Genomic DNA, 26309 nt, shown 5'->3' on the forward strand with positions numbered 1-26309 from the left:
GCACCTTCCGCCTTTATTTGGTATCATTGAACGGCGGCGTTTAATTCCTTTCGGAAGCTTTCAAGCCATGAAGAAAAAGTTTCGTCGGTGCTGTACTGTGCCACGGCGTCCTTGTGGGAAACCGACTGGTTCATCAGTTCCACTACCGCCGCCCGGTCTTCCTTCGCCCTGTTTTGCATGGACGTTTCCAACACATCCCGCGCCTTCGTCCCGCCTTCAAAAGCCTTGTTTGTATACAGCTCGTACGTGTTGGCCTGCTCGATGGCGGCCGGAAGGGATTTCTTCAGGTTTGCGGTAACGGTGGAATCCTCCTGCATTTCGAGAGCATCGTTTACCATCTGCACGTCGTTGGCTTCCTTTTTCACCGGCAGATAGCCGGAGCCTACGGAAAACTCGATGTTGCGCTTTGCGTCGGTAAACCATTTTAAAAATACGGTGGCCGCATATTCCTTGGTTTCGTTGGACTTGGTGACCACCATTCCTGCGCCCTGCTGCACTGCGCACTTCTGGGCACCCTCAAAGCAGGGAGCCGGGAATACGTCTACCCCGATTGGATAGCTTTGCGTGTCGTTGACGGTGACCTTATCCGGGAAATAGGCGGCGCCGGAAGTGGAGCCGACCAGGGCGATGATATCCCCGGTTTTCGCGTCGTCCGACCGGAATTTTCCATAAGATGCAAAATGCCCGCTGATGTAGGGCACATAGTAATTGTCCCACAGCTTTCGCATAATCGTCTCATCCACCTGGAAGGTAACCTTGCCGTTCTTTACCGAGAAGATCTCGGTGCCCAGCTGCTTGCTGCCGATGATGATGTAATTGGCCATGGCATCCCGACCGAAGAAAGCTTTGCCGTCGTTTGCTTCAGGCGTCAGGCTGTCGGTCCATTCGTAATAGCTTGCCGCGATACGGCACAAGCCCTCCATGGTCTGTAAGTCCTCTTCCTTTGCGCCGGTGGCGGCGGCAAAACGGTCCCAGTCGGTCTTATTGAGCATGAAAAGCTCGGTGGATTTCGCAATGGGGAAGATCTTCAGGGATCCTTCCTCGTCAAACCGACCCTCTTCCATATAGGGGGCCACATATTCGTCCAACTCTTCCTTGGTGAGGTACGCGTCCAGCGAGGCAACCAGACCCAGCTGATCCACCTGGTAGGCCGTGTCCGCATAGGCGGCAAATACATCCGGGATCTCCCCCGCTCCCACCTTCTTGTTGGCCGCGTCCATTACTTTCTCCACCAGAGCGGAAATGCTGTTGCCCTGGCTGAAGGCCTCCACGATGATCCCCTTTTCCTTGCCCACGGTTTCGTTAAACTCGGTGACAAGCCGGTCGAATTCCGTTTTCTGCGGGCCGTTGTAGTAATGCCAGATTTCGATGGAAACCGGATTTTTTGCGTCCAGCTTTCCCTCGAAGCCGCTGTTCTGGCAGCCGCTAAGCGCCATAACCATAATCAACAGCAGCGCCAGCAGCAGACACCCCTTTTTTCTCCCTGCCATCTTGATAACCCCCCATTTCTTAAATTCTCTCTATTATAGTGGAATCCGCCCAAATGTTCCACTGTTTTTCTGTTTTTCCTCGATTGCGCCGCTTTTTTCGTACGCAAAGCGCCTTTTTCTCCCATGCAGCCCTTTTTCTTCTATTAATATGTCGGCCATCCCCGGCCGGGCCATTCCGTTTTTTAGTAAGGAAACCCTCGCTCCAGATTTGATTGCCCTATTTATTCAAAGGATGCTTCCCTTTTCCTTTTTGCTGTTTCATAACAAAAGGAGGCAAAAGCGGTTGCTTTTGCCTCCTTTTGATTTCTTTTTTGACTTGATGGAAAACGTTTCATGTGTCCAATCGGGCACCGGGTGCTAAACGCGGCCACAACTGTATCCGGCGCAGTCCTTTTACGCTAACTACGGCATAAGTATTCTTCCCGGCCGAGTATCTTCATAAAACGTCGCACCATACGGTCTGTAAAGCGCCGCTTTACGCGGGCTGTGCCGGAGTTAAGGGAAACTGGCCGTCGAGGAACCTCCGCCCCGTCTCGGTGCGGAAAATTCGTTCCTTTGCTGCGGCAACCGCTTCCTTTCCCGCATGTTCTTCATAGAGATTTACCAGGAAATCCGCTTCTACGAGAATCTGGTAATCGAGCCCGTCGATTCCCGTGTAGGTATGATGGCGGGAAACAAGGAAACACACCCGTTCCACCACCGGGGACGGGAACTCCAGTCTGGTAAGCATTTCCCTCGCCACCGGCGGGCCTTCGATTTCCTGATAAATTCCGGCACTGGAATGGTATTTCAAAAGGCTGTTGCGAATTCCCACGTCATGGACGATCGCCGCCAGCTCCAATACCTCCTGGGCCTCCTTCGGCAGCCCTTCCAGCCGGCCGACTGCCTGTGCAAATGCGTAGACCTTGAGGAAATGCTGGATACGTTTGGGATCACCCTGGTCATACGCGATCATACTATCCATCAGCTGCGCCGTTTTCTGTGTCAAGTTACATTCCTCCCAAATTTCTAATCCGTATTTTAAGCGGCAGATAGTCTGAGAGAAGCGCCCTTCTCTCTTATAAGGAAACGACTTCTCATTTTATACATCATTTTTATTATATCGTTACAATGCCGTATAACGCAAACACCGGGCGGCAAAAATGAAGCAAACGCCGTTTTGTCGCGCCACTTTTTTTCGTTATGTCCGGTTTGCAGGATGCCCTGCGCTATCTTTGCAGAAAAACCAAATATCCCCCTTGGTCCGTCTTTCTTTTTAACAAACAGTCAATTTACATGTATGTGGAAATATGCTATAGTTTAAAAATCAGTACTTTTTCCTATTGATCCGACTGCTTTTTTACCGTTGGAAGATTCGGCATACCCATTTTAAAAGCGGCTCGAGAAACCAGTGGTGCTTCTCAATAAAACGACAGAGAAAAAGGATCAAACCATCATTGGAGGATAACGAATGGACTATCGTCAATTCTATGACAAAGAGTATTACGACGCCTATGCAACGGCGGAAGGGACGGTTTCTTACCAAAACAATCCTAGCCTGCAGGAATTCTATCAGCATTTCGCTGATAAGGTGGTGGAGGACTTTCATCCCAACACCTTTTTGGACATCGGTTGTGCTATGGGCTGGCTGGTTGCCGCGCTGCGGGACCGCGGGGTAAACGCGTACGGAATCGACGTTTCTTCCTATGCCATCGGCCAGGTACGGGAGGACATCCGCCCTTATTGCAGAGCCCAGTCTGCCCTGGAGGACCTGCCCGACGACTTTCCAAAGCGTTACGACATGGTTTCCTGTATTGAAATGATCGAGCATCTTGAGGAACCGGATGGATTGGCTCTCATCAAAAAAATGTGTTCTTATACCGACACACTGCTGCTTTCTTCCACGCCGGACGCCAAAGACGAACCTACCCATCTCAATGTACAGCAGCCGGAATACTGGGTCAAGCACTTTGCGCCTTATCAGTTTCTCCACAAGCTGGATTACGACCCGTCCTACATTTCCCCTCAAGCTTTGTGTTTCTACCGCGCCGATCAAAAACAGATGGACGACCTGGTCGAGGACTATGAAAAATACTGCCGGCTCACCCGCAAGAACATAACCGATCGGTATGACCAGCTACTCCGCGAGAAGGATCTCCTCATTTCCAATCTCGAAAATTCTGTCGCTTCTTTAAACGATGACAAAAACAAAAATGAGATTCTCATTTCCAACCTTGAAAATTCCGTCGGCGCCTTAAACGATGCGAAAAGCAAGAATGAAGCGGCTTTGGAGCGGCTCAACGGCACCCTTGACGACATGCAAAACCAACTCAGAGCCCTCATTGCCGACCGGGATCATAAGCAGTCGCTGTATCAGGAAGTTCTGGACTCCAAATGGTGGAAGCTCACCAAACCCGGACGCTGGGCGGTCACCAAGTGTAAAAATGTCCTGCGCAGAATCCCGCTGGTACCAAAACTGGTAAACGGGTTGCGCCTGTTTCGTCAGACCGGGTTCTCCGGGATTGCAAAAAAGATCAAGGCAAAACGGATCCTGCGGCGTTATATCCCAAAGAACAGCTTAAGTATTGGAAAGTTTCTGTCTGCTGAAACCGCTGTCAAACAGCTTGAGACACCGTTTGACAAAGAAGTGAAAATCAGCATACTCGTGCCTCTCTACAATACCCCGCCGGTCTTTCTCAGGGAAATGATCGACTCCTGCGTCAATCAGACCTATCGAAACTGGGAGCTTTGCCTTGCGGACGCCAGCGACAGCGACGACGGCAAAACCGGCGCCATTTGCGCCCAGTATACGGCCAGGGATTCCCGCATTCGGTATCAAAAGCTTTCCGAAAACAAGGGCATTTCCCATAACACCAATGCCGCCATCGAGATGGCGACGGGGGACTACATTTCTCTGCTCGACCACGACGATCTGCTCCATCCCGCCGCTCTTTTTGAGGTGCGCAAGGCGATTGACCAGGGCGCGGACTTTATCTATACCGATGAGCTGACCTTTGCTTCCAGCGTAGACGATGTTACCGTCGTCCATTTGAAACCCGATTTTGCCATTGATAACCTGCGCAGCAACAACTACATCTGCCATCTGTCCACCTTCCGCAGAACGCTTCTTGACCAGGCCGGATGGTTCAATCCCGAATGTGACGGCAGCCAGGATTACGACATTATTCTGCGGCTGACGGAAAAGGCGGAGAAAATCGTCCACGTTCCAAAAATTCTTTACTATTGGCGCAACCACGCAAAATCGGTGGCCAGCGACATCAGTGCCAAGCCCTATTGTATCACCGCGGCCAAGAAGGCGCTCTCCGATCATCTTAACCGAGTCGGGATTCGGGGAGAGGTTTCCCTGATTGAGAATATGCCCTCCTTTTACCGGATTGCATACAAGCTCACCTGTAAGCCACTGGTTTCCATTATCATTCCCACCAAGGACCACATCGAGGATTTGGATAAATGCCTGCAATCCATCTTCCGGAAAACCACGTATCCAAACTATGAAATCATCGTCGTGGAAAATAACTCTACCAGTTCTTCCACGTTTGATTATTACAAAACCCTGGAAAAATACGAGCATGTCCAGGTAGTTACCTGGGAAGGCAGGTTTAATTATTCCGCCATCAATAATTTCGGCGTCACCTTTGCAAAGGGCGAGTATTATCTGCTGCTGAACAACGACGTGGAAATCATCACCCCAAAATGGATTGAAGAGATGCTCATGTATGCTCAGCGCAGCGAAGTGGGCGCAGTCGGAGCAAAGCTTTACTATCCGGACAATACCATTCAGCATGCGGGCTTAGGGATCGGATTGCTGACTTTGGCCGGCCATTTGCACCGGGGCTTTCCTCGTAATCACCCCGGCTATATGGGACGGCTTTCCTATGCGCAGGACCTTTCCGGCGTCACCGCTGCCTGCATGATGGTGAAAAAGTCGGTGTTCGAACAGGTCGGAGGCTTTGACAAAAAGCTGGCGGTGGCGTTCAACGACGTGGACCTCTGCCTGAAAATCCGGCAAGCCGGTTATCTGATCTGTTTTACGCCTTTTGCAGAGCTGTATCACTATGAATCCAAAAGCCGCGGCAACGACATGAATCCGGAGCATTACGGCCGTTTCAAGTCAGAGGTCAATTACTTCCAGAAAAAATGGAAACCCGCCTTGCAGCATAACGATCCCTATCTCAATCCGAACTTTGATTATGACAAAGAGGATTTTACCATCAAAACCATTGCGTATCACGAATAATCCCAACCTAAAAAAGCACCGGGTGAATTACCCGGTGCTTTACATTTCGTAGGTCTTCAAAATGTTCTCCGCTACTTCCCTGCGGGTCACCCGCAGATCCATCGCCTGCTTCTCGATATACCGATGGGCCTGCGCCTCGGTAAAGTGCAGATGCTGGATGAGCACGCATTTGGCCCGGTCTACTAAGCGGATTTCCTCGATCTTTTTTTGCAGCTTGACATTTTCCTGCTTGAGATTCAAAATTCTCCGTCTGGTAGCGGAAATCAGCTTCAAGGATTGGTAAAAAAGCGCCCGTCCCACCGGCTTTGGCACCACCAAAATACCGAATTCCTCCACCTTGGCGGAAACGTCGTCCGCCAACTCGCTTTTGACAATCAAAATGACACCCGCAGATCCAGACTGGGCCGCCGTGATGGAAAGCTCATGCCCGAACTCATCGGAAAGGGGCGTGTTGATGAGAATCAAATCAAAGCTTGTGTCCAAAAGGGCGCGCCGGGCAGCAGCGCCGCTTCTAAGCTCGGTAATATCCCCGTAAGACGCGGCGCGAAGCAGCTGTGCAAGCGATTCTCCCGCCTTTTGGGAGCTGGACACCAATAGAACACTTTCCAATCGTCTTCACCACCGTTTTTGAACCTGGGTTAGCATCTGGGGCATCGGATGTTCTGCGTCAAACCTGGGAAAAATAAAACGCGTGCTCAAACTCTGCCTTGTCGGGCGCCTGCTCGTAAAGCCGCCATTCCCGTTCCTTGGCCGCGATATACTTTTCCACTGTCTTTTGGGGCAGACACGCACGCACGAATTCGCTTTTCTCGGCGATTTTAAGCGCTTCGTCCAACGTTTCCGGAAGGACGGCGAAAGATTTGAGCGTCGCTTCGTCCTCCCGATACAGGTTGAGGTTGGTGGGCTCACCTAGGTCGATATGCTGTTCAATGCCTTCGAGGCCCGCATAAATAAGCAGGGCAAAGGCAAGATAGGGGTTGCAGGAAGGGTCAGGCGAACGCAGCTCCATGCGCGAATACTCTCCCCTAGCGGCGGGAATGCGTACCAGCTGGGAGCGGTTCTGATGGGACCAGGAAATGTACTTGGGTGCTTCGCAGCAGCCGAACCGTGCATAAGAATTGGTCAGGGGATTCAGGAAAGCAGTGATTTCCCGCACCCGGTTTAAAATACCGGCGATGAACCGTTCCGACTCCTGGGAATGGCCGTCGTTGCGGTTTTTAAAGAGGTTCATCCCGTTCTTGGACAGGGAAAGGTTGATATGCAGCCCACTGCCTGCCTGATCTGGAAAAGGCTTTGGCAGAAAAGAGGCGTACAGCCCGTTGCGGGCAGCCACCATCTTCACCACCGACTGGAAGGTAATCAGGTTATCGGCGGCAGACAGGGCGTCGGAATACTGAAAGTCGATCTCGTTTTGCCCAGGGCCTTGCTCGTGGTGGGAGCTTTCGGGCTTTAAGTCCATCTCCTCCAAGGTCAGGCAGATTTCCCGGCGCACGTTTTCCCCCTTGTCGCGGGGCGCAAAGTCCAGATACCCGCCCTCGTCGTGTGGAATTTTGGTGGGCTTTCCCCGGTCATCCGCCTCAAATAGGTAGAACTCGCATTCCGACCCGATTTTACAGACATACCCCATCCTGGCGGCCTTCTCCACCGCCCGGCGGAGAATGTGCCGCCCGTCCCCTTCAAAAGGAGTCCCGTCGGGATGGCGGATTTCACAGAAAAAGCGCACCACCCTCCCCTGCTGGGGCCGCCAGGGAAGCACCGACAGCGTCCCCGGGTCAGGGAACAAAAACAGGTCGGATTCCTCCACGTTCAAAAAGCCACGTACCGCCGACGCGTCGAAGGATATGCCGTTTTCAAACGCACGGGGCAGCTCGTCGGCAAGGATGGAAATATTCTTGAGCGTGCCGAACATATCGCAAAACGCCAGGCGAACGAATTTTACGTCGTTCTCCTGCACGAACTGCAGCACCTCGCTCATGGTATAATTCAAGGACCGCACCTCCCAGTCGGGCTCGATTCTCATAGGCGAATCGGTTTAGCATCATTATACACCAATTAATTATAAGTATAAAGCTGTTTGTAGGGATTTTTGGTATCGGGGGTCAAAAGATAAAACCGGTCGGAGAGGATTTCCTGGGCGTCGTAGCCGAACGCTTCGCAGAAGGCCCGCACATCCGCTTCCATGAAGGAAAGCTCTCCCTTGGAGGCCACCTTTGCGTCCACCTGGGGCGGGAGGTCTCGCGGCAGAGTCTTGCAGCGCAGATAGATTTTTCCCCCGTGCATACCCGTACCGCAGAAGTTGCCCACCGGCGGCTTGCCATCGCCGCCGATGCCAAGCACTACGATGACGCCGCCCGCCTGGTACTCGCCCAGGAAGCTGCCCGCCTGTCCGCCGATGACCAGAACCGGTACCTTTTCCTGATACGCCTTCATGTGGATGCCCGCCCGGTACCCTGCGTTTCCCTTAACGAAAATTTTTCCGCCGCGCATAGCGTAACCAGCCGCGTCGCCGCAGGAACCGTTGATGAAAATGGTACCGTCGTTCATAGTATCCCCCGCCGCGTCCTGGGCGTTGCCGTTGACAAGGATGGAGGCTCCGTTTAAATAGGCGCCCAGGGCGTTGCCGGGCGTACCGTTGATGACGATTTCCTTCTGGGAGAGTCCGCTTGCGATGTATCTCTGGCCGATGCAGTTGTCGATGACCACCTTTCGGTCACCCGACGTGCGCACCAGCTCGTTTAAAGCCTGAAAGTGCATTTGGGAGGCGATGATTTTCATGTTGATTCCCACCTTTGTTCGTTGCGTTTAAAATTCGGATGCAGTCAGCCTGCCGCACCGCTCAATGCCTTCGCCCTGGCCCGCTTGGAAAAGGCCATCAACTGGGGCTTTTCGCAGATCAGGTCAAAATCGATGGAGGACAGGGGGGTCTGCTCCCGGATGAGGGAGGTATAAATACCCGCCCGCTCCACATTGCCGATGAGGATATAGCCCTTGAGCCGGTCGTCCTGGTAAAACAGGCGCTTATACGTTTTCCCCTGTTGCATCCGGACATCTTCCCCCTGATAGCTGCCGGCGGTGATGATGTGCAATCCGAAGAAGCCGATGGCGTTCATGGGGATGGCCCGGTCGTAGGGCTTTCCTCCCCCGCCAGCCATATGAATCCCGGCAGTCTCCCCCTGCATGTAGGCGTTGGGAAGGAGAGCCAGCACCCGTTCCTGGCCGGTGGTGATGTCGAAGCTTTGAGCGCAGTCTCCCGCCGCGTAGACGTCCGAAAGACTCGTGCGGCAGAATTCGTCGGTGACCACGCCCCGGCGGACCAGTCCGCCTGCATCGGCAATCAGGGACGTGTTGGGCCGTACCCCCACCGCCATCACCAAGATGTCGAAGGGGATGCGCTGCCCGCTTTTGAGGATGGCCGCATCCGGCTCGAACTTCGCCACGCAGTCGGACAGATGAAAGGTCAATCCCTTTTCTTCCAAATGTTCCTGTACCAGCGTAGAACCTGCCTCGTCAAGAATGCTGGGCAGAATCCGGTCGGCCATATCCACCACCGTGATGGTGTTTACTCGGTGGGCGATGCCCTCGGCGCATTTTAACCCGATGAGCCCCGCACCCACGATCAGAACCCGGCTGGCTGGGGTGAGGGCCTTTTCCAAAGCAAGGGCGCTGTCCAGATTCATGAAGGTAAAAGCCTTGGTCACCGTTTCCTGCCCCTCCGTGGGCGGCAGGAAGGGGCGCGACCCGGCCGCTACCAGCAGCTTATCGTAGGGGATTTTTTCGCCGCTTGTAAGGGTCACCGACTTTTTCTCCGGGTCAATGGAAGCGGCCCGCTTTCCAAGCAGAGGGGTAACCCCGTTCTTCTCATAAAAGTCCGCTCCCCGGTACTGCATGCGCACCCGGTCGGTTTTCCCCTCCAAAAGATAGGAAATCAGCGGGCGGGAATAGGTGTGGTGCGGCTCGTCGGAAATGATGGTAATGGGGCCCTCCCGGTCCACCTGCCGGATTCCCTCCACGCAGCCCACCGCCGCCGCGGAATTGCCGATGATCACATACCGGGTCATTGCGCCTCGCTCCTTTCCTCAAATACAATGGCTTTGTTGGGGCAGCCCTTAACGCAGGCGGGCTGCCCTTCCTTGTTCTTGGTACACAGCTCGCATTTCTGCACCGCACCGGTGTCCGACGGCATGATCGCCCCGTAGGGACAGGACAAAATACAGGTATAGCAGCCCACGCATTTCTCCGAGTCGATGGAAATGACACCGTTTTGCACCGTCAGCGCCCCGGAAATGCAGCCCTTGACGCACAAGGGCTCTTCACAATGGCGGCAGGAGACGGCAAAGCTCACATTCCCCTGCTGCTCGATGCGGATACGCGGATGGATGACCACGTCCTTGAGGGCTTTTGCCATATTGTCCTCACCGGAATTGGCGAAGGCGCAATAATATTCGCACAAATGGCATCCCAAACACCATTTTTCATTGACATAAATTCGTTTCATTGCCGCTTCCTCCCGATTGCTTGACGCCGCTTATTCGCCTGCGTGCTGAATGCCCAGAATGGAAAGCTCCCGGTCGGTGAGCCCCACGCCCCGGAGCATCAGGCGGTTGCCCTTGAGCGCCTCGATGGAGTTGATGCCCATACCGCCCATCATTTCCTTGATTTCATGGTTCCAGGCGGTGACCAGATTGACAAGCCGCTGGTAGCCCACGTTGGGGTTTAACCGGCGCACCAGCTCCGGGCGCTGGGTGGCGATACCCCAGTTGCACTTGCCCTGATGGCAGCTGCGGCAGAGATGGCAGCCCAAAGCCAACAGGGCGCTGGTGGCGATATAAACCGCGTCCGCCCCCAGGGCCACCGCTTTGATGATGTCCGCGCTGGAGCGGATGCTGCCGCCCACCACCAAGGACACGTTGCCCCGGATTCCTTCCTCTCTCAACCGCTGGTCCACGCTTGCCAGAGCAAGCTCAATGGGGATGCCCACGTTGTCCCGGATGCGGGTGGGCGCCGCGCCCGTTCCGCCCCGGAACCCGTCGATGGCGATGATGTCCGCCCCGGAGCGGGCGATGCCGCTTGCGATGGCCGCCACGTTATGTACCGCGGCGATCTTGACGATCACCGGCTTTTTGTACTCGGTGGCTTCCTTTAAGGAATAGACCAGCTGGCGCAGGTCCTCAATGGAATAAATATCGTGATGAGGCGCAGGGGAAATGGCGTCGGAGCCCTCGGGAATCATGCGGGTCCTCGACACGTCCCCAACGATCTTTGCCCCGGGCAGATGCCCGCCGATACCGGGCTTTGCACCCTGGCCCATCTTGATTTCGATGGCGGCGCCCGCCTCCAGGTAGTCCTTATGGACGCCGAAACGGCCCGACGCAACCTGGACGATGGTGTTTTTCCCATACTGGTAAAAGTCCTCATGCAGGCCGCCTTCGCCGGTATTATAATAGGTACCCAGGGCCTGGGCGGCCCGGGCCAGGCTTTCGTGGGCATTGTAGCTGATGGAACCGTAAGACATGGCGGAAAACATCACCGGCACCGCCAGCTCCAGCTGAGGCGTCAGGTTATTTCGAAGCTTCCCGTCCTCGCCGCGCTCCACACAACCGGGCTTTTTGCCCAAAAACACTTTGGTTTCCATAGGCTCGCGCAAGGGGTCGATGGAGGGGTTCGTCACCTGGGAGGCGTTGATGAGCATCTTATCCCAGTAGATGGGCAGGGGCTTGGGATTTCCCATGGAGGAAAGAAGCACCCCGCCGGACCCCGCCTGGCGGTAAACCTCGGAGATGGTCTCCCCCGTCCAGTTGGCGTTTTCTTTGAATGTATGGTCGGTCTTGACGATTTTGAGCGCCCGGGTGGGGCACAAAGACACGCACCGGTGGCAGTTGACGCATTTGCTCTCGTCGCTGACCATGCAGTTGAGCTCGGCGTCGTAGGAATGCACCTCGTTTGCGCACTGTCGTTCACACACGCGGCAGGCGATGCAGCGGCTGGGATTGCGCACCACCTCATAGTCCGGATATAAAAAATCAATTGCCATGATTCAATTCCTCCCGTTCAAGGTCACGATGACCGGTTCGCCGCCCCCCGGCGACCACAGCCGGTCGAGCTCGGGTTCAATCACGCGGATGGCGCATTCCTCGCTGGCCACGTACACCCGCTCGCCCTTTTCGCCCACTACCATGGAACGAAGCTTCAGCCGGTCGTTTAACGCCATCATGCCGCCGTCGAAGCCCAGCAGAATGGAAAAGGGACCGGTGACCAAAAGGCTGGAAAACGCGTTTCTCAGATAGGTAAGCTTTTCCCGCTCTTCCGGGGGCCTTCGTTCGATGGTGCTCCAGAAGGGGGCGGCGATGACCATAGCCATCTCCTCCAGGCTGAGCTTCTGCTTTCGGAGCAGGTAGTCCACCATATAGGTAATGACCTCGGTATCGGTCATGAGGGTACATTGATAGCCGAACATTTCAATGTAGCGGCGGTTGGCGTCGTAGGAGGAAATCTCCCCGTTGTGAACAATGGAATAGTCCAGCATGGCGAAGGGATGCGCCCCTCCCCACCAGCCGGGGGTGTTGGTGGGATAGCGGCCGTGGGCGGTCCAGCAATAGCCCTCGTACTCATCCAAGCGGTAAAACTCGCCCACATCCTCCGGGAAGCCAACCGCTTTGAAAACGCCCATGTTCTTGCCGCTGGAGAAGACATACGCCCCGTCGATTTTCGAGTTAATACGGATGACGCAGCGGACCACGAATTCCTTTTCATCGAGCTGGCTTTGCGCCAGCCGGGTGGGAAGGGGGGTGACGAAATAGCGCCAAATCAGGGGTTCGTCGGTAATCTTGGGGGTTTTCCGTACCGGGATCTTCGAGAGATTGATGACGTCGAAGTGTTCGTTTAAAAACGCCTCGCAGGTTTCCTTGGCATTTTCACTGTTGTAAAACAGGTGAAACGCGTAGAAATCCTTGTACTGGGGATAAATGCCGTATCCCGCGAAGCCGCCGCCCAACCCGTTGGAGCGGTCGTGCATGGTGGCGATGGAGCGGATAATCTGGTCGCCTGCAATTCTTTCTCCATCCTTCGAAAAAATTCCCGAAATCGCGCAGCCCGACGGAATCCGGACCTGACCTTCTAAGCGCATACCGTTTGCCTCCTTCTGTGGATGCTTTTGTTTTCCTTCCGGCTTACCGAAAGCCGACAAAAAAACAAAGGCGTTCGTCCAAAGACAAAACCGGTTGTCTTTGGACGAACACCTTTGTTCATTGCCCTCATCATACAACAGCGTGATTTTCTTGTCAAGAACCTTTTGCACCTTTTTTTGCAAAAATTTCACTGCTTGTCCTTTTTCGACAAGGACAAAGGCTTATACAGAGGTTACTCGTCCAAAAAATGCAGGGGTTCAAAAAAATCCTGCAAAAAATTCCGAAAAGGGGGTTGACAAATGAAACCGACCGGTCTATACTAAGCCCATCGACAGCAAAGGTGCTGCGGGCGAAAGCCTGCGGCGCCTTTTTTATTTCCAAAATTGGGATTGGAGGAAAACCGTATGAGCAAGGTTCCAGAATTGTTCGGCAGCCTGGTGTTTAACGACACCGTGATGAAGGAACGGCTTCCGAAAGACACCTACAAGGCGCTCAAAGCAACCATTCAGAAGGGAAAACCCTTGGATCTGAGCGTGGCAAACGTAGTGGCCAACGCCATGAAGGACTGGGCCATCGAAAAAGGAGCCACCCACTTTACCCACTGGTTCCAGCCGATGACCGGAATCACCGCCGAGAAGCACGACAGCTTCATCTCCCCCACCGGAGACGGCAACGTCATCATGGAGTTCTCCGGCAAGGAGCTCATCAAAGGCGAGCCGGATGCCTCCAGCTTCCCCTCCGGCGGCCTGCGGGCCACCTTTGAAGCCCGCGGTTACACCGCCTGGGACCCCACCTCCTATGCGTTCATCAAGGACGGCTCCCTCTACATTCCCACCGCGTTCTGTTCCTACGGCGGCGAGGCGCTGGACAAAAAGACCCCGCTTCTTCGCTCCATGGAGGTTATGAACACCGAGGCTCTGCGGGTTCTGCGCCTTTTCGGCAACCAGGACGCCAAACGGGTCATTACCACCGTGGGTCCCGAGCAGGAATACTTCCTCATCGACAAGGCGCTGTATAACCAGCGCAAGGACCTGATGTACACCGGCCGTACCCTTTTCGGCGCCAAGCCTCCCAAGGGTCAGGAGCTGGAGGACCATTACTTCGGCACCATCAAACCCCGCATCTCCGCCTTCATGAAGGATTTGGACGAGGAGCTGTGGAAGCTGGGGATTTATGCGAAAACCAAGCACAACGAAGTGGCGCCTGCCCAGCATGAGCTGGCCCCCATCTTCGAGGATACCAACCTGGCCACCGACCACAACCAGCTGACCATGGAAATCATGAAAAAGGTGGCCGAACGCCACGGCCTCGCGTGCCTGCTGCACGAAAAGCCCTTTGCAGGCGTCAACGGCAGCGGTAAGCACAACAACTGGTCCATCTCCACCGACACCGGGCTCAACCTTCTTGAGCCGGGCAATTCGCCCCACGAAAACGCCCAGTTCCTTATTTTCCTGTGCGCGGTCATCAAGGGCGTGGACGAATATCAGGATCTTCTGCGCGTCTCGGTTGCTACGGCGGGCAACGACCATCGCCTGGGCGCCAACGAAGCGCCGCCGGCTATTATTTCCATGTATCTGGGCGACGAGCTCACCGAGGTGCTCGAATCCTTTGAAAAGGGAGGTACCTACGAAGGCCACGGCCGGGTGGATATGGAAACCGGCGTCAAGGTGCTCCCCCATTTCCAGAAGGACACCACCGACCGCAACCGCACCTCTCCCTTCGCCTTTACCGGCAACAAGTTCGAATTCCGGATGCTGGGCTCTTCCCTCTCCATCGCCTGTCCGAACATCATGCTCAACACCATTGTAGCCGAAGAGCTTTCCCAGTTCGCCGACATCCTGGAAAAATCGAAGGATTTCTCCGCGGCGGTCACCGCCATCATCCAGGATACCATGAAAAACCACAAGCGCATCATCTTCAACGGCAACAACTATTCCGACGAATGGGTCAAAGAGGCCGAACGCCGCGGGCTTTATAACCTCAAGTCCACCGCCGAGGCGCTTCCCTACTACATCGCCGACCGCAATATCCAGCTCTTTACCAAGCATAACATCTTTACACCGGAGGAAATGCATTCCCGGTTTGAAATCCAGCTGGACAATTACTGCAAGGTGCTGCACATTGAAGCGCTGACCATGCTGGAAATGGCCCGGCGGGATATCCTCCCGGCGGTGGGCGGTTACATCAAGGACCTGAGCGAAACCGCCCAAAACAAGAAAGCCTTTTCCCCGCAGCTGGGCTGCCAGGTGGAGGAAGCGCTGCTCGAAAAGCTTTCCAATCTGTCCTATTGTCTCTACAAAAAGGCGGAGAAGCTTGACGAAGCAATCCTCGGCGCTAAAAACCACACCGAAATTACCGACAGCGCCAACTACTATTACGAGTCGGTCTTCGGCGCTATGCGGGAGCTTCGGGCGGTAGCAGACGAGCTGGAAACCATCACGGCCGAAAAACATTGGCCCTTCCCCACCTACGGCGACCTTTTGTTCCGTGTGTAATTGACAAACCGATAAACCGTCATGCACAACGACGTGCAGTTTGACCCGGACCTGCTGAAAGCGGCCTGGACCGGGCAAATTGCACGTCGAATTTTTATTCTGAGGGGGTATCTCTTATGTTCTCATCCGTTGACACAATGTGGGTGTTAATCGGCGCATTGCTGGTGTTCTTCATGCAGGCCGGTTTCGCTATGGTAGAAACGGGTCTGACACGAGCAAAAAACGCAGGCAACATCATCATGAAAAACCTGATGGACTTCGCCATCGGCACCGTTGTCTTCTGGTTCATCGGCTTCGGGCTGATGTTCGGCGGAGACGGCCCGTTCATCGGGGGGCTGGACTTCTTTATCCAGGGCGACTATAGCTCCACCTTCCCCACGGCGGCCTTCATCATTTTCCAGACGGTGTTTTGCGCTACGGCGGCGACCATTGTTTCCGGCGCCATGGCGGAGCGCACCAAGTTCATCTCCTACTGTATTTACAGTGCGGTCATCAGCCTGATCATCTACCCGGTTTCCGGTCACTGGATCTGGGGCGGCGGCTGGCTCTCTGATTTGGGCTTCCATGACTTCGCCGGTTCCACGGCGGTACACATGGTGGGCGGTGTCGCGGCCCTGGTAGGCGCGAAAATGCTGGGCGCCCGTATCGGCAAGTACGGAAAGGACGGCAAGCCCCGCGCCATTCCCGGCCACAGCCTGACCTTAGCTGCCCTGGGCGTTTTTATCCTGTGGTTTGCCTGGTTTGGCTTTAACGGCGGTTCCACCGTCTCCATGACGGGCGATGAAACCCTGACCACCGCCAGCAACATCTTTGTTACCACGAACCTGGCAGCAGCCACTTCCACCGTCGCCGTGATGATCATCACCTGGATCCGCTATAAGAAGCCGGACGTTTCCATGACCTTAAACGGTTCTCTGGCGGGTCTGGTGGCCATCACCGCCGGGTGCGACATGGTCGATCCCTTCGGTGCCTTCTTCATCGGCCTGGTCGCCGCGTTTGTGGTGGTCTTCGGCATTGAGTTTGTCGATAAGGTTCTCAAGATCGACGACCCGGTTGGCGCCATCGGCGTGCACGGCATGTGCGGCGCGGCGGGCACCTTGATGGTGGGCCTCTTCGCTACCGACGGCGGCCTCTTCTACGGCGGCGGCTTTGCGTTTCTGGGCGTGCAGGCACTGGGTGTGGTCTCGGTCATCGCGTGGGTGGCCGTCACGATGACCATCGTGTTCTTCCTCATTAAGAAGACGGTGGGCCTGCGGGTTTCCAAGGAAGAAGAAATCGCCGGCCTCGACTCCAGAGAACATGGCATCGAAAGCAGCTATGCGGACTTTATGCCCGCGGTGGAACACTGCTATGATGCGGACCTGGCGATGGAAGCTCCTGTTTCCTCCGGTACGGTGGGCATCAACGAGGCGGTTCCGGTGCAGGTGGTGTCCGCTCCCTCTGAGACGCCCGCTTGCGACGTGAAGATCACCAAGGTCAGCATTCTCATGAACAAGCAGAAGTTTGACGCCCTGAAAGCGGCCATGAACCGCATCGGCGTCACCGGCATGACGGTAAGCCAGGTTCTTGGCTGCGGTATCCAGAAGGGCGCGACGGAATACTACCGCGGCGTTCCCGTGGAAATGAACCTGCTGCCTAAGATCAAGGTGGAAATCGTGGTCTGCAAGGTCCCGGTCCGCACTGTGATCGACACGGCCAAAAAAGTCCTCTACACCGGCCACATCGGCGACGGCAAGATCTTCGTCTACGACGTAGAGAATGTCATCAAAGTCCGTACCGGCGAGGAAGGCTACGACGCCATGCAGGACACCGACGAATAGTTTTCTCCAGCTTTCCTTCTTTCCTGTGCAAACGAGCGAAAGAGACGGAATTTATCGTCTCTTTCGCTCGTTTTGTGGTTGAAGAAAGAAATTGGATGTATTATAATCAGAATATTATCTTTTCTGCGATCAAACTGATATCCTTATGCAATCGTAAACCTGCCGAAAGGCAGCGGCACAAAGCTACAGGGCCTACCTCTTTTCTAAGAAACGGCAGCCAGCTACCGCGAGCATGGAAGGCGTTCCATGTATTCCGTGAATAAGGTGATGATTCGGCTTTGAAAATAAAGCATCTGTTCCTGCTTTTGCTTATGGTGGTCTCGATTCTGTCGGTGACGCTGGTCAGCGCCCTGCAGATCGGGTCTTTTTATCAGAAAACCGAAGCGCTTTTGCGAACCAATCTGCTTCATTCCACCATACAGCAAACGGATAGTTTCGAACGCTTTTTTGATCAGCGTTCCATCCACATGCGTCTGACCGCACAGCTGCCCCAGATCGGCAGGCTCCTGTCCGAAACGCTTGGAAGCATCGATCAGCAAAACCGCCAGGAGGTAACGGACATTCTTCACCGCAAGGCAAAGGAGCTGGACTTTCTCAATGAAATCATTCTGATGGATGAAAACGGCCGGATCCTATCCTCCAGCAAAGAGAGCAACGTGGGAGTCCTTTTCCCGATTACCGAGGAAATGAAGAAGCTGTCCTCCTTGGAGTCAATGTATACCGACCTTACGGAAGACGGGCGGTTTGGAAACGGCGAGAACTCCTGCTTTAATCTGGTTGCCATCAACGACAGCGACGGGAGAATCGGTTATATGGCGGAGGTTTTGAGCCTGTCTTATTTCAGCGGGCTTATTAAGACGGTAGATTTCTCCCAGTCGGGCGCGGTCAGTCTCCTCGACCGGAAGGGAAACATCGTCGCCAGTTCTGACACCTCTTTGCACCAGCAGCTTTTCCAGACCACTCAGGAAAAGGGGAACGGGTTTGCGCAGGCATGGGAGCAGGTGGACGTACAAACAGCTCCCAGCGGAATTTTGCAGTATACCATTGCAGGCGGCAAAATGATCACCGCCTATTCGGTTATAAAGGGAACCGAGTGGATGCTCTATTACACCTTGCCGCTGGCGGATTTTATCTCACCGGCACGGCAGGCTGCTTTTACCGCTCTGCTTTTCCTGGCGGTATTGGTTGTCCTCCTCATTTTTAGCAGCTTTGCCCTGTCCTTCTGGTTTAATAAGCCTATCCACCGCTTTGTTGAGACCATGCATCAGGTAGAACAGGGGAATTATTCGATCCGTCTGCAGGCAAAACCCAATACGGAATTTGCACAGATAGCCGAAGCGTTTAACAGCCTCATTGATACCGTGCGCGCCCGCAGCCTTGCGTTAAGCCGCAGCGAACAGCACTACCGCCAAGCCCTAAAGGCGTCCAGCGACACCATCTTTCAAGCGGATTTGACCCATAACCGGATTTCTTTTGAAACCGATGCGGAAAACGACCGGGACATCCCCATCTTTCTCTCTTCCTTTACCGAGGCGATCGAATACATCGCCGCTAACCACGTCTATCCGGAAGACCGCAAGGCCTTTTACGAAACCTTTTCGATCCCCAGCATTTTGTGCCGTTTTCGCCAGGGCGAGAAGGAGATCACCGTGGAATACCGGCGTTATCACAAAAACCGCCGTCTTTTCTGGACCTCATGTACCATCGTTCCCATGCAAAGCGGCGAGGTGGACGAAGCGGTGATAGTGATCGGGTATCTTAAGAACATCGACGAAAGAAAAGAGCGGGAGCTGAAGATGCTCGACCGGTCCAAACGGGACAGCCTTACAAAGCTTTTCAACAAAGGGGCCATCCAGGAAGCTGTGGACGAATGTCTGAAGGGGTCTGGAAACGAAGATGCCCACGCTTTCCTCATCATCGACATCGATAATTTCAAAGCGGTCAACGATAATCTGGGCCATTTGTTCGGCGATGCTGTGCTGCGGGATACCGCCGCAAAGCTTCAGTCGCTGCTTCGCCCCTGCGACCTGATCGGGCGCATCGGCGGGGATGAATTCGTGGTGTTCCTTAAGGAATATCCGTCCAAAGATTGGGTGATGGGACGGGCAAGGGATATCATCGGAATTTTTCGCAAGGATTTTACCGGCCACAGCCGCCGCTATAAAATCTCCGGCAGTGTAGGTATCGCCCTTTCCCCCGACGACGGGCAGAGCTATGTTGACCTGATGAAGCGGGCCGACGTAGCGCTCTATCGTGCAAAATCCCTGGGCAAAGACCAGTTGTGCGTTTTTGCCCCCTCTCTACTGACCAAAGAGTTTCTTACGGCCAGCGGCCCGGGCGCAACCGCCCACGACGAGGTACCTTCCCTTTCGCAACCGGAGGCGCTCAAGCAAAACCTCGTTCAATACATCTTTGCGCTTCTCTACGAGGCAAAAGACCGGGTCAGCGCCATTGAGATGATTTTGGATCTGGTGGGCGAATATTTCGACGTCAGCCGGGCCTACATATTTGAAACCGACGAGGAAGACCCTACCCTTTGCCACAATACCTTCGAATGGTGCAAGGAAGGGGTGGAGCCGCAGATGGAAAACCTGCACACCGTCTCTTACGAGCTCTTTTCTGATTACCGGGCGTATTTCGACGAGGACGGCATCCTTTATTTCGACGATGTGTCGGCGCTGGAGCCGGGGCTGCGCCGCTTTTTGCAGGAGGAGCAGGGAATCCAGTCCATGCTTCAGTGCGCCATTCGGGAAGATGGGAAATTCAAGGGCTTTGTGGGGTTTGACGACTGTGAGAAGAAACACCTGGCCACCCGAGAGGAAATCATGACTCTGTCTCTGGTTTCAAAGCTGCTTGGCACCTTCCTGCTACAGGAAAAGACCCACGAAAGGCTGCGCAGTTCCTCTGCCATGAATCAGGCGATTATGGACCATTTGAGTACCTGGACCTATGTGATCGACTTTGAGAGCTACCGGCTTCTTTTTCTGAATAAGAAAACCCAGCAGATTTCTCCCGCCTCCAAAGTAGGCGACCGGTGTTATGAAACCTTTTATCACCGGGACGTCCCTTGCGCGCACTGCCCTCTGCGTCAATTGGACCCGGGTAATCCCGACAGCCGCTGTACCATAGAGCTTTATAATCCCCATCTTAAGGTGTGGACTGCCGCCACCGCTTCGGTCATGCGGTGGAATAACGAAACGCCCGCATGCCTGATGTGCTGCTGTGATGTAACCCGGTATAAAAAAAACTCTTAAAAGACCCGGTTTCCCACAGGCTATACGCTGTACAGACGGATGCCTTCCTCCGAAAAGAAGAAGCAGATCGTTCTCTTCCCGCAGGAAAGCTTCCAAACAAGCGAAAAAGCCCGTTACGGCAGAATTTTTGCCGTAACGGGCTTTTTTCTCTGTTTCTGGTCTCCGGTTTAAGGCGTTCCCTTACGGCTTCTTTTTGAGGACCGTCATGGCTGCATAATGCAGCACGTCAAACTGCTCGGGCGCAATTCCCGCAAGCAGGGCCATGTGTTCTTGGTCAAACCGGGCCACCTGATTTTCCGTCAGGGATGCCCCGATTCCACGGCAGGCCTTCATCCGTCCGTTCCAGCTTTCCCTGGTAAATGGCACCCTCAGGTCGAATAGCGCTGTGTTTTCCACAGTGAAATACCGCTCGGTTTCCTCTGGCAGCACAATGGGGTGCCGGGTCTCCCCGCCTCCGTTCCAGTCGGGGTTATACTGCAGCACCAGCGCCTCGCTTTCGCCGGCCACCAGGTCCTCATAAGGCAGCCACCCCATATACAAAATGGCGAACCGGCCGTCCGGCTTCAGCATTCGGGCAATGTTGGGAAGTACAGCAGCCGGATCAAAATAGAAAAAACACTGGCAGGCGGTTACGCCGTCAAAAGACTCGTCTACAAAGGAAAGATCCTCTGCTGCCGAAGCTACGTAATCGATATCCATGCCGGCGGAAAGGCGTTTTGCCTCTCGAATTTGATTTTCCGACAGATCCGTCCCTACAAAATGTGCGCCGGTATGGTAAAGGTTACGTGGGAGTACCCCCGTCCCGGTTCCCAGATCCAAAACCCGGTCGCCTTTTTTGCAAAGCCCCAGGTTTAGAAGCTCCTGATAAAAGCGGGGCGGATAAATGTCCCGGTATTTTGCGTAATCAGCTGAGGCCTTTCCCCAGTCAAAAGATCGGCCCGCATCGATGCGCTCGTTTTGCATAAAATTCCTCCTTATGCGGCTACACCCGCGCTTTGTAATGGGTTCTCCTTTTATATTTGTTATCCTTAAATAAATAAATTCAGTCCTCGAAATGCCATTCCAATTAGAATAGCATCTGCATTCAAGAACCTACTGATTTCGGGATCGTAATATCTAGAATTAAGATAGTAGAGCCTACTCTCGGTATCATAGTAATAGCCCCGGATTAAGTTCGTCAAGGGTAGCAGCCATGCTTCCATAAGCACCGGAATGCTGCCCCCATGCATCATACAAATATTTTACCACCATATTCCCGCCGCTGTCCAGAATCCCGATAATATCCCCTTGCAGATTCTTGACGTAGTAGTACGTAGTTCCGTTCCACTTCAGCCCCAGCAGGCTTTCCATATCATCGTAGAGAAAATCGAGACGGTCTTCTCCTCGAATTTGGATACTAAAATGGAAGCCAGCACCAAAAAGTACTGACTTCCTTCAAGAATTAGACAGTATAATGTTACTTTCCTTATAATTGTTGATTTATTATTTTTCTTTCCAATCAATATCTTCGCATTTTATCATAATTTCGTTATAGTCATAAAATACTAGAAAATTATGTATCCAGAATCCATCTTGATCCTTTAATACCTCACCATATAAATAGTCATCAAAAGGAAAATCCTTTAAATTTAGGCTAGCATGGTACTCTGTCACATTCTGATGTATAAGATATCCATGATAAGGAACATCATCATTATGGTAACCAGATAACTCCACCACTATCTTATACTTACCTTGCCATTCTTTTTTTTCATAAGGGAGCAAGGCAATGCTTAGAATTTTCGCATCATGAAACTCTCCATTTTCTAATAAGTGGCGAAGTTCCAAAGAAAATTCTTTACTATATTTTTTGAGTTCACTAAAATAGTCTTGAAGCATTTCATTCCACTTCTCATTTGCATGTTCATCTTGAAAAGAAAGTCTTTCCTTCGTAAAATATTTCATTATATTTCATCCTTTCTATGCCGGACAGAAATTGAATACAGGAGATCCTGAAGGTACAGGATAAGTTGAAAAGAAAAAATCGGATCCATTATAATTACCTGCCACACCTATCCATCGCGAAACATCTGGAAGTTCAATTGCCTCTGGGGCATTCCAATCCCAGCCAATCTTTTCTTTCAAAATTTTTATAACAGATGCAGGTGGCGGCCCAGATTTATGTGAAGTAGATCCATTATCATTTTGCGAATATTCTTTACCTTTGTAATACACATGAATATGCTTTTTTCCGCCGTTATAATGCGGTGCGTCTACGCGGGCTTTTAACCCTCCTCCAAGATCATATTTGCCAACACTACTAGAACGGAGACTGGTTGCTGGGGACGGGGATGGTTTCGGTGGATTTTGAGGTATCGTCCACGGTCCTATTAGTTCATATACCCATGTAGCAGAATATGGATGCCCTTCGTAATAACCGTAGTCCTCTCCCTCCATATGGTATTTTACGATATAATCTGCAGCGTCTGGATGTTTTGAAATATATATTTCATATGCTCTTTGTGCGCCAAACAGCGTAGCATAATGATATCCAGGAAACGTACCGCTGGGATCACTTAAACTTACAGGATTATTTATGCAATAAACAAACATATTTTGAGAGTGAATACCCATTCCTGTATCCACATATCCATCGGCATTCAAGAACCTACCGATTTCGGGATCATAGTACCTGGAATTGAGATAGTAAAATCCCGTCTCGGTATCGTAGTAATACCCCCGGTAGCGGAAGGGAGCCGACTGCTCAAATTGAGCAGTCGGCCTTTATAAAGTCTCGTATTATAACTGTATTTTTTCTCCGTCTATAATTAAATAGTATCCGTCTGAATAATTTATGTTTCCGTATATGAGAACTGTGTAATAATCAGAATTCCCATTTTTAGTTATTATTGTTCTCAATTTTGAATGACTACTATCGGTAATATCTATTTTTCCTCCTTTACAAAGTGTAGCACCCCAAAGATAAAAATCATTTGTATTTTCAACCTCGATAATTTTATAATTACCGTTTCTATTTAGTTCATCTCGTATTGTATTGGTCGAAAATATATTAGGAATTTTATATCCTGTTTCTGTTTTTGGAATAACGCAAAATGCGTCTGAACTAAAAATTAGTGATGATTCATTGCCGTCAACAGTATCTTCAATCTCACCAATTCTTATATAATGAAAGACGTCCTGCGGTGATTTAAAATGAATAACCAAATTTTCTATAGGGATCAGAAATGATATTGCACAAACAATAATACATAAAATTAAAGAAACGATAATATTTCTCTTTTTTCTAAAAGTATTTGACTTTCTCATCAAAATAAAAATTATCAAGAATATTATTAAAAATAACACAATTCTAAACAATCCATATAACATAAAAATTCTCCTTTAAGATGTTTGAGGTGAAGGAACCCATTGACCAGTCTGTATAAGAATATATACAGCAGCTATAGCCCATCCACTCACATTTGCGTTTGTATAACTTGTAATGTTCGTATTTTCATCCCATTTGACCGTTGTAGATCCTTCAAACCCCACTTTGAGCTGAGAAAGATCCGCTTTAATACTGAATGAGTTCGTTGTATCGCCATCTTTAACAGAACCACTTATTCCTATGTTATCAAGTCCTAAGCTAACATTCAGAGTAAAACTTTCTATATTGACTTTTAATCCAGCTGATGATAAAAGCCAATTATCACTTCTCCCTTGAGCGTAAACGGAGACAGGGCGTGTTGAATCTCCAGATTTTGAAATTGTAGTTGCTGTTCTAGTACCGGATTTCACTGTAATTGGTGATGGATCGGGGATATACTGAGTTGGTGGTGGGGCTACTTGATGTACCACCGTTGTGCCTGCACCAAAAAAGCTATCAATTGAGACACCAGCGGTTAATACAGCAACTTGATTGCCAAGAGCAAAACCAGCTTTAATCGCGTCGATTGCAGAATGCCCTGATGGATCAGAATACATAACTGGGTTATTCATACAATAGGCAAACATATTTTGGGAATGAATACCCTGCGCATTATCAATATAGCCATCCGCATTGATAAACCTGCAAGTTTGGGGATCGTAGTACCTGGAGTTTAGGTAGTAAAGCCCGGACTCGGTATCATAGTAATAGCCCCGGTAGCGGAAGGGGTTGCGTTCGCCAAGGGTCTGCCACATGGTGCCGCCGCGGCCTACCTCCTGCCCCCATGCATCATACAAATATTCTACCACCATATTCCCGCCGCTGTCCAGGATGCCGACGTGGTAACATCCACACAAAAGCCAAAGCCCGCCAAATGGCGGGCCTTGGCGGTTCCTTTACATATGTGAATAAAAATAGTGAATGATATCATACCCACAGGTTATAGTGAATATACCTGCTGACAACATAAGGAGAAAATAGATTAATTGCCCTTTTGCTTTATCTTTCCCCCAATCCGTGCTTTTCCAAAAACCTCGGATATAGATTACGGTCATGCCGCCTGTCCCAATTCCTAGAAGCCCCGTTAGAAGGGGAGGATATATTTTCCCATCCTTTTGTGTAAAGTAAAGCAACACAAATAATGATGACAAACCAAACGGCAAGCCAAAGCAAAGCCATATAATGATAACGTATCGCTTTCATAAAGTTTTACCACCTCTCTAACGCATGGCCTTTACCGGAAACCAGAACACCATTGCCCGCTCTACATCTTCATCCCTCCAAGAATCACATAGTATTAGTTTTCCTGCTAAGAACAGTTCTTCCGATTCTGTTAAGCCGTACTGGACTTTCATATCATGTGCTTTCATATAGTAATAATATGTCGGCATAGTTGGCACCTTCATTGTATAACTGACCCCGCCATGTATATCTGTTCCTACACCAATTCCTCCATTTATTTGTCCGCCGATGGGAGGGTCATATTCATGTTCTTCACCTGCTTGGAAAATTGCGTCACCCCCTAAATAACCAGCCGCACCACCGGAAAAACCAAAATTGTAGGATTTTCCAATTAAATGATCGACGGTCTCTAATTCAGTTCTTTGGTAGAATAAACCAATCCCCGCACTAACTACTCCAACATGCGCTTCAGGAGACATAAGAAACTGTATGCTTCCTTTATCATCCCAATAGATACCGATTGAGTAAGAGACGCCTAATATAGCAGTAGCATTTACATTTAATCCAAAACCACGTGTCCAAAACCCACTGAGATCTGTATTGGTTACAGGATTGTTGTCGCAGTACTTAAATAAATTCGTAGGGATGGCATCTTCGCAATAAATAAGCCCATCCGCATTGATAAACCGGCAGGTTTGGGGATCATAGTACCTGGAGTTGAGGTAGTAGAGCCCGGATTCTTGATCGAAGTAATACCCGCGATACCGGAAGGGGTTGAGATGGCCCAGAGTAGAGGACATCGCCCCGGAGACAAGCTTCACCTTTCCCCACACATCATACACATATTCTACTACTTGGTTGCCGTCGCTGTCCAGGATTCCGATGACGTCCCCTTGAATGTTCTTCACATAGTAGTAGCTTTCCCCATCGGAAAGGAATCCCAACAGGCTTTCCGTGTCGTCATATAGGAAATCCAGCCGGTCGTTTCCGGTGATCTGAGTGAGAATTGTCGACCCGTTCAGATAGTATTCGGTCGTGACCCCGTTTACTACCTTCTTGGTCCGAATACCGCTGTCATTGTAGCTGTATGTGGCCGTGGTCCCCGCCTTCGAGAAACCTGCCAGCTCCCGGCCATGCTGCCAGGTAAAGGCCATCCCGTCCCGATAGGTCAGCGGATTGCCGATTTCATCGTAGGTAATCGTCTGCCCGTTAAAGCTCGTCAGTTTGTCCTTCCAGTTGGCGTCTCCGTATCCATACACCGCGTCCTCAAAGCACACGTCGTCGTTTAAGTCGCATGAATA

The 26309-nt window shown here is 51.8% G+C and carries 19 protein-coding genes, 1 pseudogene and 1 riboswitch; of the genes and pseudogenes, 4 read left to right on the forward strand and 16 right to left on the reverse strand.

Annotated features, from left to right (window positions below):
• Nucleotides 1-23: 23 nt before the first annotated feature.
• Both WMO26_RS02045 and WMO26_RS02050 read right to left on the reverse strand, forming a co-directional pair.
• Nucleotides 24-1490 carry an extracellular solute-binding protein gene (locus WMO26_RS02045; RefSeq protein WP_349217863.1) on the reverse strand — a complete coding sequence of 489 codons (1467 nt, stop codon included), beginning with the start codon at nt 1488-1490 and terminating at the stop codon, nt 24-26.
• A gap of 475 nt (nt 1491-1965) precedes the next feature.
• Nucleotides 1966-2478 carry an HD domain-containing protein gene (locus tag WMO26_RS02050; protein ID WP_349217864.1) on the reverse strand — a complete coding sequence of 171 codons (513 nt, stop codon included), beginning with the start codon at nt 2476-2478 and terminating at the stop codon, nt 1966-1968.
• 462 nt (nt 2479-2940) lie between these two features.
• On the opposite strand from WMO26_RS02050, the gene WMO26_RS02055 reads away from it, so the two are divergent.
• Nucleotides 2941-5727, forward strand: coding sequence for a glycosyltransferase (locus WMO26_RS02055; RefSeq protein ID WP_349217865.1), 2787 nt, complete (start codon nt 2941-2943; stop codon nt 5725-5727).
• Nucleotides 5728-5766: 39 nt separating this feature from the next.
• Here WMO26_RS02055 and WMO26_RS02060 read toward each other — a convergent pair whose 3' ends face one another.
• The 7 genes from WMO26_RS02060 to WMO26_RS02090 form a co-directional block, all read right to left on the reverse strand.
• Nucleotides 5767-6336, reverse strand: a complete 570-nt coding sequence (locus tag WMO26_RS02060; protein ID WP_349217866.1) for an ANTAR domain-containing response regulator — start codon at nt 6334-6336, stop codon at nt 5767-5769.
• Nucleotides 6337-6394: 58 nt separating this feature from the next.
• Nucleotides 6395-7714, reverse strand: coding sequence for a glutamine synthetase family protein (locus tag WMO26_RS02065; RefSeq protein ID WP_349217867.1), 1320 nt, complete (start codon nt 7712-7714; stop codon nt 6395-6397).
• A gap of 65 nt (nt 7715-7779) precedes the next feature.
• Complete coding sequence (locus WMO26_RS02070; protein ID WP_349217868.1) at nt 7780-8502, reverse strand: GltB/FmdC/FwdC-like GXGXG domain-containing protein; 723 nt, start codon at nt 8500-8502, stop codon at nt 7780-7782.
• Between the two features lie 44 nt (nt 8503-8546).
• Nucleotides 8547-9785, reverse strand: coding sequence for an NAD(P)/FAD-dependent oxidoreductase (locus tag WMO26_RS02075; RefSeq protein WP_349217869.1), 1239 nt, complete (start codon nt 9783-9785; stop codon nt 8547-8549).
• Nucleotides 9782-10222, reverse strand: a complete 441-nt coding sequence (locus tag WMO26_RS02080; protein WP_349217870.1) for a 4Fe-4S dicluster domain-containing protein — start codon at nt 10220-10222, stop codon at nt 9782-9784. Before WMO26_RS02080 ends, WMO26_RS02075 begins: the two co-directional genes overlap by 4 nt.
• 30 nt (nt 10223-10252) lie before the next feature.
• Entirely contained in the window at nt 10253-11758 is a 1506-nt protein-coding gene (locus WMO26_RS02085; RefSeq protein WP_349217871.1) for a glutamate synthase-related protein, read from the reverse strand.
• A 3-nt stretch (nt 11759-11761) separates the two neighbouring features.
• Complete coding sequence (locus tag WMO26_RS02090; protein WP_349217872.1) at nt 11762-12850, reverse strand: class II glutamine amidotransferase; 1089 nt, start codon at nt 12848-12850, stop codon at nt 11762-11764.
• A gap of 405 nt (nt 12851-13255) precedes the next feature.
• On the opposite strand from WMO26_RS02090, the gene WMO26_RS02095 reads away from it, so the two are divergent.
• The 3 genes from WMO26_RS02095 to WMO26_RS02105 all read left to right on the forward strand — a co-directional run bounded on the left by WMO26_RS02095 (nt 13256) and on the right by WMO26_RS02105 (nt 20420).
• On the forward strand, nt 13256-15346 hold the full coding sequence (locus WMO26_RS02095) for a glutamine synthetase III family protein (RefSeq protein WP_349217873.1): 2091 nt from the start codon (nt 13256-13258) through the stop codon (nt 15344-15346).
• Between the two features lie 116 nt (nt 15347-15462).
• Nucleotides 15463-17166, forward strand: coding sequence for an ammonium transporter (locus tag WMO26_RS02100; protein WP_349217874.1), 1704 nt, complete (start codon nt 15463-15465; stop codon nt 17164-17166).
• 142 nt (nt 17167-17308) lie between these two features.
• Nucleotides 17309-17395, forward strand: a riboswitch (cyclic di-GMP riboswitch).
• 49 nt (nt 17396-17444) lie between these two features.
• Nucleotides 17445-20420: a diguanylate cyclase domain-containing protein gene (locus WMO26_RS02105; RefSeq protein ID WP_349217875.1), complete on the forward strand. Its 2976-nt coding sequence runs from the start codon at nt 17445-17447 to the stop codon at nt 20418-20420.
• A 180-nt stretch (nt 20421-20600) separates the two neighbouring features.
• Here the strand turns inward: WMO26_RS02105 and WMO26_RS02110 are convergent, their stop codons facing one another.
• From WMO26_RS02110 to WMO26_RS02135, 7 genes and pseudogenes are all read right to left on the reverse strand, one after another.
• Nucleotides 20601-21383, reverse strand: coding sequence for a class I SAM-dependent methyltransferase (locus WMO26_RS02110; protein ID WP_349217876.1), 783 nt, complete (start codon nt 21381-21383; stop codon nt 20601-20603).
• Between the two features lie 65 nt (nt 21384-21448).
• On the reverse strand, nt 21449-21652 hold the full coding sequence (locus WMO26_RS13590) for an RHS repeat-associated core domain-containing protein (RefSeq protein WP_353963363.1): 204 nt from the start codon (nt 21650-21652) through the stop codon (nt 21449-21451).
• A gap of 250 nt (nt 21653-21902) precedes the next feature.
• Nucleotides 21903-22364, reverse strand: coding sequence for a hypothetical protein (locus WMO26_RS02115; RefSeq protein WP_349217877.1), 462 nt, complete (start codon nt 22362-22364; stop codon nt 21903-21905).
• Nucleotides 22365-22379: 15 nt separating this feature from the next.
• Nucleotides 22380-23150: pseudogene (locus tag WMO26_RS02120) on the reverse strand (RHS repeat-associated core domain-containing protein); the annotation flags it as partial.
• 48 nt (nt 23151-23198) lie between these two features.
• Nucleotides 23199-23789, reverse strand: coding sequence for a hypothetical protein (locus WMO26_RS02125; RefSeq protein ID WP_349217878.1), 591 nt, complete (start codon nt 23787-23789; stop codon nt 23199-23201).
• Nucleotides 23790-23801: 12 nt separating this feature from the next.
• Nucleotides 23802-24623 carry an RHS repeat-associated core domain-containing protein gene (locus tag WMO26_RS02130; RefSeq protein WP_349217879.1) on the reverse strand — a complete coding sequence of 274 codons (822 nt, stop codon included), beginning with the start codon at nt 24621-24623 and terminating at the stop codon, nt 23802-23804.
• Nucleotides 24624-25046: 423 nt separating this feature from the next.
• Nucleotides 25047-26309: RHS repeat-associated core domain-containing protein (locus tag WMO26_RS02135; RefSeq protein WP_349217880.1), on the reverse strand; the 1263-nt coding region annotated here is incomplete at its 5' end.

Source organism: Solibaculum intestinale (assembly GCF_040096205.1).
GTDB lineage: Bacteria > Bacillota > Clostridia > Oscillospirales > Acutalibacteraceae > Solibaculum_A > Solibaculum_A intestinale.